9 protein-coding genes are annotated in these 8,649 nt (G+C 69.3%); 1 reads left to right on the top strand and 8 read right to left on the bottom strand.

Features of this window, described 5'->3' with window-relative positions; genetic code table 11:
• Positions 1 to 158: 158 nt before the first annotated feature.
• The 8 genes from ACFWJO_RS23210 to rpmH all read right to left on the bottom strand — a co-directional run bounded on the left by ACFWJO_RS23210 (position 159) and on the right by rpmH (position 6,221).
• Positions 159 to 1,283 carry a ParB/RepB/Spo0J family partition protein gene (locus ACFWJO_RS23210; RefSeq protein WP_386867913.1) on the bottom strand — a complete coding sequence of 375 codons (1,125 nt, stop codon included), beginning with the start codon at positions 1,281 to 1,283 and terminating at the stop codon, positions 159 to 161.
• Positions 1,280 to 2,368: a ParA family protein gene (locus ACFWJO_RS23205; protein WP_386867921.1), complete on the bottom strand. Its 1,089-nt coding sequence runs from the start codon at positions 2,366 to 2,368 to the stop codon at positions 1,280 to 1,282. Before ACFWJO_RS23205 ends, ACFWJO_RS23210 begins: the two co-directional genes overlap by 4 nt.
• Before the next feature lie 290 nt (positions 2,369 to 2,658).
• On the bottom strand, positions 2,659 to 3,378 hold the full coding sequence (gene rsmG, locus ACFWJO_RS23200; protein ID WP_384417885.1) for a 16S rRNA (guanine(527)-N(7))-methyltransferase RsmG: 720 nt from the start codon (positions 3,376 to 3,378) through the stop codon (positions 2,659 to 2,661).
• 117 nt (positions 3,379 to 3,495) lie between these two features.
• On the bottom strand, positions 3,496 to 4,008 hold the full coding sequence (locus ACFWJO_RS23195) for a protein jag (RefSeq protein ID WP_384417888.1): 513 nt from the start codon (positions 4,006 to 4,008) through the stop codon (positions 3,496 to 3,498).
• Positions 4,009 to 4,037: 29 nt separating this feature from the next.
• Positions 4,038 to 5,366 (bottom strand): membrane protein insertase YidC, encoded by a 1,329-nt coding sequence (gene yidC, locus ACFWJO_RS23190; protein ID WP_386867911.1) that lies wholly within the window; start codon positions 5,364 to 5,366, stop codon positions 4,038 to 4,040.
• A gap of 3 nt (positions 5,367 to 5,369) precedes the next feature.
• Complete coding sequence (gene yidD / locus ACFWJO_RS23185; protein WP_128983195.1) at positions 5,370 to 5,696, bottom strand: membrane protein insertion efficiency factor YidD; 327 nt, start codon at positions 5,694 to 5,696, stop codon at positions 5,370 to 5,372.
• Positions 5,693 to 6,064 carry a ribonuclease P protein component gene (gene rnpA / locus ACFWJO_RS23180; protein WP_384417893.1) on the bottom strand — a complete coding sequence of 124 codons (372 nt, stop codon included), beginning with the start codon at positions 6,062 to 6,064 and terminating at the stop codon, positions 5,693 to 5,695. Before rnpA ends, yidD begins: the two co-directional genes overlap by 4 nt.
• A gap of 19 nt (positions 6,065 to 6,083) precedes the next feature.
• Entirely contained in the window at positions 6,084 to 6,221 is a 138-nt protein-coding gene (gene rpmH / locus ACFWJO_RS23175) for a 50S ribosomal protein L34 (RefSeq protein ID WP_125638610.1), read from the bottom strand.
• A gap of 381 nt (positions 6,222 to 6,602) precedes the next feature.
• Here rpmH and dnaA point away from each other — a divergent pair, with 381 nt between their 5' ends.
• Positions 6,603 to 8,369 (top strand): chromosomal replication initiator protein DnaA, encoded by a 1,767-nt coding sequence (gene dnaA / locus ACFWJO_RS23170; protein ID WP_386867908.1) that lies wholly within the window; start codon positions 6,603 to 6,605, stop codon positions 8,367 to 8,369.
• The last annotated feature ends 280 nt before the right edge of the window (positions 8,370 to 8,649 follow it).

Below are 8,649 nucleotides of genomic sequence, written 5' to 3'. Positions count from 1 at the left end.
GAAGCCCCGCACGACGAGCCGGTCGCCCTCGCACCGTACGCCCACCCGCCAGCCCCGCACCGCGAGCCCTACGCCGGCCAGGGCACCGGCCGCGGGGGGGGGTCGTGTTCCGCCCCCCCCCCCCCCCCCCTCCGCCCTGAGGACGAAGAAGAGGAGCCTCAGCCCTCGGAGCCCTGCCCGTCCTGACCGTCCTCGGCGTCCTGAGCCGCCGATCCCTGCTCCAGGACGCGGCCCTCACCCGGAGCCAGCGTCGCGAGGATCCGCTCCAGATCCTCCATCGAGGCGAACTCGACGGTGATCTTGCCCTTCTTCTGGCCCAGGTCGACCTTCACCCGGGTCTCGAAGCGGTCGGAGAGCCGGGTCGCCAGCTCACGCAGCGCCGGAGAGACCCGGGCACCCGCCCGCGGCCCCTTGGGCTTGACCGGAGACGAGGGCTCCGAGCCCATGAGCGTGACGATCTCCTCCACGGCCCGCACCGAGAGGCCCTCGGCCACGATCCGGTAGGCGAGCTTGTCCTGAACCTCCGCGTCCTCCACGGAGAGCAGGGCACGGGCGTGCCCGGCCGACAGGACGCCGGCAGCGACCCGCCGCTGCACGGGCGGCGAGAGGCGCAGCAGCCGCAGCGTGTTGGAGACCTGCGGGCGCGAGCGACCGATGCGGTCGGCCAGCTGGTCGTGGGTGCAGTTGAAGTCCTTCAGGAGCTGGTCGTAGGCGGCGGCCTCTTCCAGTGGGTTCAGCTGCGCCCGGTGGAGGTTCTCCAGGAGGGCGTCCAGCAGCAGCTTCTCGTCCTCGGTGGCACGGACGATGGCGGGAATCCGCTCCAGGCCGGCCTCACGGCAGGCCCGCCACCGGCGCTCGCCCATGATGAGCTCGTAGCGCTCGGGACCCAGCTGACGGACGACCACGGGCTGGAGCAGACCCACCTCCTTGATGGAGGTGATCAGCTCGGCCAGGGCGTCCTCGTCGAACACCTCACGCGGCTGGCGCGGGTTGGGAGTGATGGAGTCCAGCGGCAGCTCGGCGAAGTGCGCCCCGGCGACGGTCTCCGGCGTCGGCTCGGGCTCGACCACCGGAACCACGGAGTCCGGGGACTGCGGGCTCGCCGGAAGAGTCGCCAGCTTCGCCGCGGCCACACCCCGCTCCGCACCGAGAGCCGGAATGGCCCCGGGAGAAGCCGCGGCCGGGACGGAGCCCACCCCGACAGCCGGCGCCGGTCGCTCCTGGGGAGCAGCGGGGATCAGCGCACCGAGCCCACGCCCCAGCCCCCTACGTCGCTCACTCACTGGATCCCCTCCGACATTCGCTGGCTGTTCTGGTGACCCAGCGGAGGCTGTCCTCCGTGGGCCTGGGTGGCGTCATAGCCGACATCGACCCCACGCAGGGCGATCTCGCGCGCCGCTTCGAGATACGACAGGGCACCGCTGGAGCCCGGATCGTAGGTGAGCACGGTCTGCCCGTAGCTCGGTGCCTCCGAGATGCGTACGGACCTCGGGATGCTGGTCCGCAGGACCTCCTCACCGAAGTGGCTGCGCACCTCGTCGGCCACCTGCGAGGCGAGCCGGGTGCGGCCGTCGTACATGGTGAGGAGGATCGTCGAGACGTGCAGGGCGGGGTTGAGATGGCCCCGGACCAGATCGACGTTCCGCAGCAGCTGGCCCAGTCCCTCCAGCGCGTAGTACTCGCACTGGATGGGGATGAGCACCTCGGCGCCAGCCACGAGGGCGTTGACCGTCAGCAGACCGAGCGAGGGCGGGCAGTCGATCAGGATGTAGTCGAGCGGCTGCTCGTAGGCCTGGATCGCTCGCTGCAGCCGGCTCTCGCGCGCCACCAGCGAGACCAGCTCGATCTCGGCACCGGCGAGGTCGATGGTGGCCGGGGCGCAGAAAAGGCCCTCGACATCCCGCACCGGCTGGACGACCTCGGCGAGCGGGCGGCTCTCCACCAGCACGTCGTAGATCGAGGGCACCTCGGCGTGGTGGTCGATGCCGAGCGCCGTGGAGGCATTGCCCTGCGGGTCGAGGTCGACGACCAGGACACGCGCACCGTGCAGGGCCAGGGAGGCGGCAAGGTTGACCGTCGTGGTCGTCTTGCCCACGCCGCCCTTCTGGTTGGCGACCACCATCACGCGGGTCTGGGCAGGCCGAGGAAGTCCCTCACCGGCACGACCCAGCGCCTCTACGGCCAGCTGGGCAGCACGACCGATGGGGGTGTCGTCCATCGGAGGCGGTGTTTCACGTGAAACATCCATCCCTACCGATTCGGTTCGGGGACCGGGGACCGGATCGGTCATCGGTCCCGCGATGTTGGCGTCGGACCGCAAGGATTCACTCTCCTCGGCTTCAGGCTCGCGATGAACAGAGCCTGCCATGCTTTCGGGGTCGTGAACCAGCGAGGCCCGTGGTTCTGTGGATGAATCCACCTCTGTGGACAACCCCCTCACCCTCACGGGGGGCTTCACGGGCGGCTTGCGGTCCCAGGGCGTGGCGGCCGCGCGGCCGCGGCTGATGATCCCCTGCAGCAGTGAGCGACGTTTCACGTGAAACACGATGCACGCGCCGCAGGGCCGGGACCGCTCGACACTCCGAAATCTGTACGTATCGCAGCTTGTACGGATCAGCGGACAGGGATCGCCCGCAGGGGATCACTGTCGGAAAGGTCTCAGCGGCGCCGGCGGGGCTGCCTGGCCGACCGGGCGGCCTTGGCACGCTTGGCGGCGAACCTCACGCCACCGGGGCTTTCGCCGACCTCGACCCGGACGACCGTGGTCATCGGATCGACGATGCCCTCGCCCACGTGCAGGACCGAGGCCTCGACCACACCGAGCTTGGAGAGCGCGGCACGAGCACCGTTGATCTCCTCCTCGGCCGTGTCGCCCTTGAGGGCGAGCATCTCGCCGTAAGGACGGAGCAGCGGCACGCCCCAGCCGGCCAGCCGGTCGAGCGGCGCCACGGCGCGGGCGGTCACGACGTGCACGGACGGCAGCTTGCCCATCATCTCCTCGGCGCGACCGCGGACCACGGTCACATGGTCGAGGCCCAGGAGCTCGACGACCTCCTGGAGGAAGGTGGTGCGGCGAAGCAGCGGCTCGAGCAGCGTGATCTTCAGATCCGGCCGGACCAGGGCCAGCGGGATGCCCGGCAGACCGGCCCCCGAGCCCACGTCGCACACCGTGACGCCCTCGGGCACCACCTCGGAGAGCACGGCGCAGTTCAGGAGATGGCGCTCCCACAGCCGGGGAACCTCACGCGGGCCGATGAGACCGCGCTTCACCCCGGCGTCCGCCAGGAGCTCCGCATACCGGACCGCCTCCGGGAAGTACTCGCCGAAGACTGTCCGCGCCTGCTCCGGCGCCTGGGGAAGCTCCGCTGCCTCCGTCACGGGGAACCGTCCTTCCGTACCGCATGTGTACCGCGCGAACGCACTGTGTGGCTGACTATCAGGCTGACAAAATTCGGCCCCGCCTGCGAACAGACGGGGCCGACTCTACGTGAGGGTTCAGGCAGGAAGCACGACGACGAAGCGCTGCGGCTCCTCGCCCTCGGACTCGCTGCGCAGACCGGCGGCGGCGACCGCGTCGTGCACGACCTTGCGCTCGAACGGCGTCATCGGGTCGAGCTTCACCGGCTTGCCGGAGGTCTTGACGTCCTCCGCGGCCTTGGCACCCAGCTCAGCGAGCTCGGTGCGCTTCTTGGCGCGGAAGCCCGCGATGTCGAGCATCAGACGGCTGCGGTCACCGGTCTCCCGGTGCACGGCGAGCCGGGTGAGCTCCTGAAGGGCCTCCAGCACCTCTCCGTCGCGGCCGACCAGCTTCTGCAGGTCACGGCTGCCGGAGTCACTGATGATCGAGACCGAGGCCCGGTCCGCCTCGACGTCCATGTCGATGTCGCCGTCGAGGTCGGCGATGTCGAGCAGGCCCTCGAGGTAGTCGGCCGCGATCTCACCCTCCTGCTCCAGGCGGGTCAGGGTGTCGCCACCCTCGGCGGCGGCGGAGGTGGTGCCTTCCGTCACGGATGGACTCCTTCTTGCTTCGTGGAGGCTTACTTCTTGGAGGAGGGGTGCTTGGGCCGCTGCTGGCCCTTGCGCTGACCGGACTTGGCCTGGCCCTGGCGGGAGCCTCCGGAGTTCGCGCGGCTCGGACGCGCCGGCTGGTCGGCCTGGCCCTGGGAAGCGGCCTTGGCACCCTTCGCCGGAGACTGCGGCTTCTTCTCCAGCGAGGGAGCCGTCGTCTTGTCGGAGACCGCGTCCTCGGACTCGTCGGACGCCTCGGCGTCCTTCGCGTGCTGCTGGGCGGCGGCCTGGCGCTGGGCCTTGGTCTGGCGCTTGGGCTGCTGGCGCCGGGTGGCGGCGGCACCGCCCTCCGCCTCGGCGGTCACGGTGTCGCTCTTGATCACGGTGCCGTCGGCCTGGGGCGCGAAGCCGGCCTTGGCCAGGCCCGTGAAGAAGCGGCGCTCGTTCTCGTTGCGGTCGCTGCCCTTGGCGACGATCACCTTGACGATGTTCTTCCGGCGGCGGCCGCGGACCTCACCGTGGTGGGTGACGCTCTTGAGCAGACGCTGCAGGTAGGCGTCCTGGGCCTTGCTGCCCGGAGTCGGGTTCTGGTTGATCACGTACATCTGCTGGCCCATGGTCCACACGTTGGTGGTCAGCCAGTAGACGAGGACACCGACGGGGAAGTTGATGCCCATGACGGCGAAGATCACCGGGAAGATGTACATGAGCATCTTCTGCTGCTGCATGTACGGGGTCTTCACGGAGAGGTCGACGTTCTTCATCATCAGCTGGCGCTGGGTGAAGAACTGCGAGGCAGACATCAGGATGATCATGACCGCGGTGACGATCCGCACATCGGTGATCGAGGCGTTGAGGGAAGCTACCTTCTCCGCGCTGTCCGTGAACTTGGCGGCCAGCGGGGCGCCGAAGATGTGCGCCTGACGGGCGCTGTCGAGCAGCGACTGGTTGATGACGCCGATCGTCTTGCCCTCGGCGATGTGCGAGAGCACCGAGTACAGGGCGAAGAAGAACGGCGACTGCGCCAGGATGGGAAGGCACGAGGAGAGCGGGTTGGTGCCCGTCTCCTTGTACAGCTTCATCATCTCTTCGGACTGACGCTGCTTGTCGCTCTTGTAGCGCTCCTGGATCGCCTTCATCTTCGGCTGGAGCGCCTGCATGTTCCGCGTCGACTTGATCTGCTTCACGAAGAGCGGGATCAGGCAGATGCGGATCAGCACCACGAGGGACACGATCGACAGGCCCCAGGCCCAGCCCGTGTCAGGGCCGAAGATCGCCCCGTACAGCTTGTGGAACTGGACGATCACCCATGAGACAGGTGTGGTGATGAAGCTGAAAAAATTGGCAATCGTGTCCACTAATCAGGCTCCTTGAGCATTGGGCGAGGTCTCTGCAGCCGGGCTCGTCTCGGCGGTGGACCCGCCCTTGTCTCCGCGCAGCGCGTCCCGCAGCATCTCGTGCCAACGCGGCCGCTTGCGCGGGGGAACATGGTCCACGCCGCCGGGCGACCACGGATTGCACCGCAGGATGCGCCAGGCGGTCAGGGCAGTGCCCTTGATCGCGCCATGCCGGTCGATGGCCGTGAATCCGTAGTGGGAACACGACGGGTAGTACCGGCAGACGGGACCCAGAAGCGGGCTGATCGTCCACTGGTACAGCTTGATGAGAGCCAGCAGCGGGTACTTCATCGCGTGCCCCCTCCCAGCAACCGCTGGAGAGCGGCGTCCAGGTCTCGGGCCAGCTGAACGTGGTCGGCGTCACCGGCTCCGGGCAACGCCCGTACGACCACCAGGCTACCGGGGGGGAGCTCGGTGAGCCGCTCACGGACGAGATGGCGGAGGCGACGCTTCACCTGGTTGCGGACGACCGCGCCGCCTACGGCCTTGCTCACGACGAAACCCGCACGCGTCGGGGGAGCGCTCTCCCCAGGCGCGTGCGGGTCCGTTGCACCGCTGCGTAGATGGACGACGAGGAGCGGGCGGCCGGCCCGGCGTCCTCTGCGTACCGCGGTCGCGAAGTCCTCGCGCCGCCTCAGCCGATTCTCGGTAGGCAGCACGTCATGACCTGTGCGCGGATCAGGCGGACAGGCGGGCGCGACCCTTGCCACGGCGAGCGGCCAGGATGGCGCGGCCGGCACGGGTACGCATGCGCAGGCGGAAACCGTGGGTCTTCGCGCGACGACGGTTGTTCGGCTGGAAGGTGCGCTTGCTCACTCGGGGGCTCCAGTAATGATTCGTTGGTGGCGGGACATCGCCTGGCTGTCACCGTGCGCCCACGAGTAGCTCGCATACGCCCGAGTGCACCGCTTCGCGATCACATATGGTGATCTTCGCCCATCGGTAGGCAGGCGGCAGCAGCCATCGACAACTCGACCTGGTTACGGTACGCGCGGCTACGCCATCCGGTCAAACCGACCGGTCACCGGGGTGCTCTGTGCACAGGCTGTGGACAACAACTTGAACCACGTCAGCCGCCACGACTACCGTGGCTGGACTCCGCAGTCTTTTCCGTTCTGTCCTTACCTGTCCTTCCGGACTTCGACCCACCGTCCCGCAGAACCACACCTTCGTGGGACCAATGAGGAAGCGTGCCCCGTGGCTGACGTACCTGCCGATCTTGCCGCAGTGTGGCCGCGCGTGCTGGAACAGCTCCTCGGCGAAGGCCAGGGCATCGAGCCCAAGGACAAGCAGTGGATCGAGCGCTGCCAGCCGCTCGCACTGGTGGCCGACACCGCGCTCCTCGCCGTGCCCAACGAGTACGGCAAGCAGGTCCTCGAAGGCCGGCTCGCCCCGCTGATCAGCGAGGCCCTCAGCCGCGCGTGCGGCCGGCCGATCCGGATCGCGATCACCGTCGACGACTCCGCGGCCGAACCGACGCCGCCCGCGCCGCCCGCCCGGCCGGCCCCGCCGCAGCCCTACGGCGCGTACGACGGCTACGACAACTACGACGACTACGGGCGTCCGATGCCGGACGACGGCCTGCCGACCGCCCGGCCCGCCTACCCCGAGTACCAGCAGCAGCGCCCCGACCCGGGCGTCTGGCCGCGCGCCCAGGAGGACGTCACCTGGCAGCAGCAGCGGCTCGCCGGCTTCCAGGAGCGCGATCCGTACGCGACGCCCCGGCCGCAGCAGCCCCAGCAGCCGCGGTACGACGAGCGCCCCCCGTACGAGCAGGCGCCGCAGCGCCCCGAACGGGGCGAGCTGCCCGACACGGACGGCCCCGGCGGCCCCGGCCCCGGCGGCCGCGGACCCCGCCCGGGAGCCGGAACGACCGGCATGGGCGGCTCCTCGTCCGGTCAGGGCGCCGGCTCGGGCGCGCCGGGCGAGCAGCACGCGCGCCTGAACCCCAAGTACCTCTTCGACACCTTCGTCATCGGTTCCTCGAACCGCTTCGCGCACGCGGCCGCGGTCGCCGTGGCCGAGGCGCCGGCGAAGGCGTACAACCCGCTCTTCATCTACGGGGAGTCGGGCCTCGGCAAGACCCATCTGCTCCACGCGATCGGCCACTACGCGCGCAGCCTCTACCCGGGCACGCGGGTGCGGTACGTGAGCTCGGAGGAGTTCACCAACGAGTTCATCAACTCGATCCGTGACGGCAAGGGCGACGCGTTCCGCAAGCGCTACCGGGATGTGGACATCCTGCTGGTCGACGACATCCAGTTCCTCGCGAGCAAGGAGTCGACGCAGGAGGAGTTCTTCCACACCTTCAACACGCTCCACAACGCCAACAAGCAGATCGTGCTCTCCTCCGACCGGCCGCCGAAGCAGCTGATGACGCTGGAGGACCGGCTCCGCAACCGCTTCGAGTGGGGCCTCACCACCGACGTGCAGCCGCCGGAGCTGGAGACCCGCATCGCGATCCTGCGCAAGAAGGCCGTCCAGGAGCAGCTGAACGCCCCGCCGGAGGTGCTGGAGTTCATCGCCTCCCGGATCTCGCGGAACATCCGTGAGCTGGAGGGCGCGCTGATCCGCGTCACCGCCTTCGCGAGCCTCAACCGGCAGCCGGTGGACCTCGGGCTCACCGAGATCGTCCTCAAGGACCTGATCCCGGGTGGCGAGGACACGGCGCCGGAGATCACCGCCGGCGCGATCATGGCGGCCACGGCCGACTACTTCGGGCTGACGGTGGAGGACCTGTGCGGCTCCTCGCGCAGCCGCGTGCTCGTCACCGCCCGCCAGATCGCCATGTACCTGTGCCGGGAGCTCACGGATCTGTCGCTGCCGAAGATCGGCGCGCAGTTCGGCGGGCGGGACCACACGACCGTCATGCACGCGGACCGCAAGATCCGGGCGCTGATGGCGGAGCGGCGCTCCATCTACAACCAGGTCACCGAGCTGACCAACCGCATCAAGAACGGCTGACGACCGCTTCCTCGGCCTCCTCACGAAGGCTCCTCACGAAGGGCGCTCCGGGCACTCCCGGGGCGCCCTTCGGCGTTTCCGGGGCGCCCTCCGGGGCATGCAACCGCCGCCGAGGCAGGTGCCAGGCCGTCGCCGAGCCGCCGCCGAGCCGTTGCCGCTGTTCGATTACTGCGTTCCGGTGGCGGCTTCTCCACAGATTGGGGGATGATCTCCCGTCCACAGGGTGGGGACTGCCGAGTTATCCGGATTGCATCCACAGGCGCCCCTGTTGACCAGGCAT

This window comes from Streptomyces sp. NPDC127092, from assembly GCF_042722475.1.
GTDB lineage: Bacteria > Actinomycetota > Actinomycetes > Streptomycetales > Streptomycetaceae > Streptomyces.
The sequence above is the reverse complement of the archived record's forward strand: the minus strand, read 5'-3'. Positions and strand labels throughout refer to the sequence as shown.

Excerpts from the sequence above, each read along its gene's own strand:
- ACFWJO_RS23205 (WP_386867921.1), bottom strand. The coding sequence starts at position 2,368 with ATGGCAGGCTCTGTTCATCGCGAGCCTGAAGCCGAGGAGAGTGAATCC.
- yidD (WP_128983195.1), bottom strand. The coding sequence starts at position 5,696 with ATGAAGTACCCGCTGCTGGCTCTCATCAAGCTGTACCAGTGGACGATC.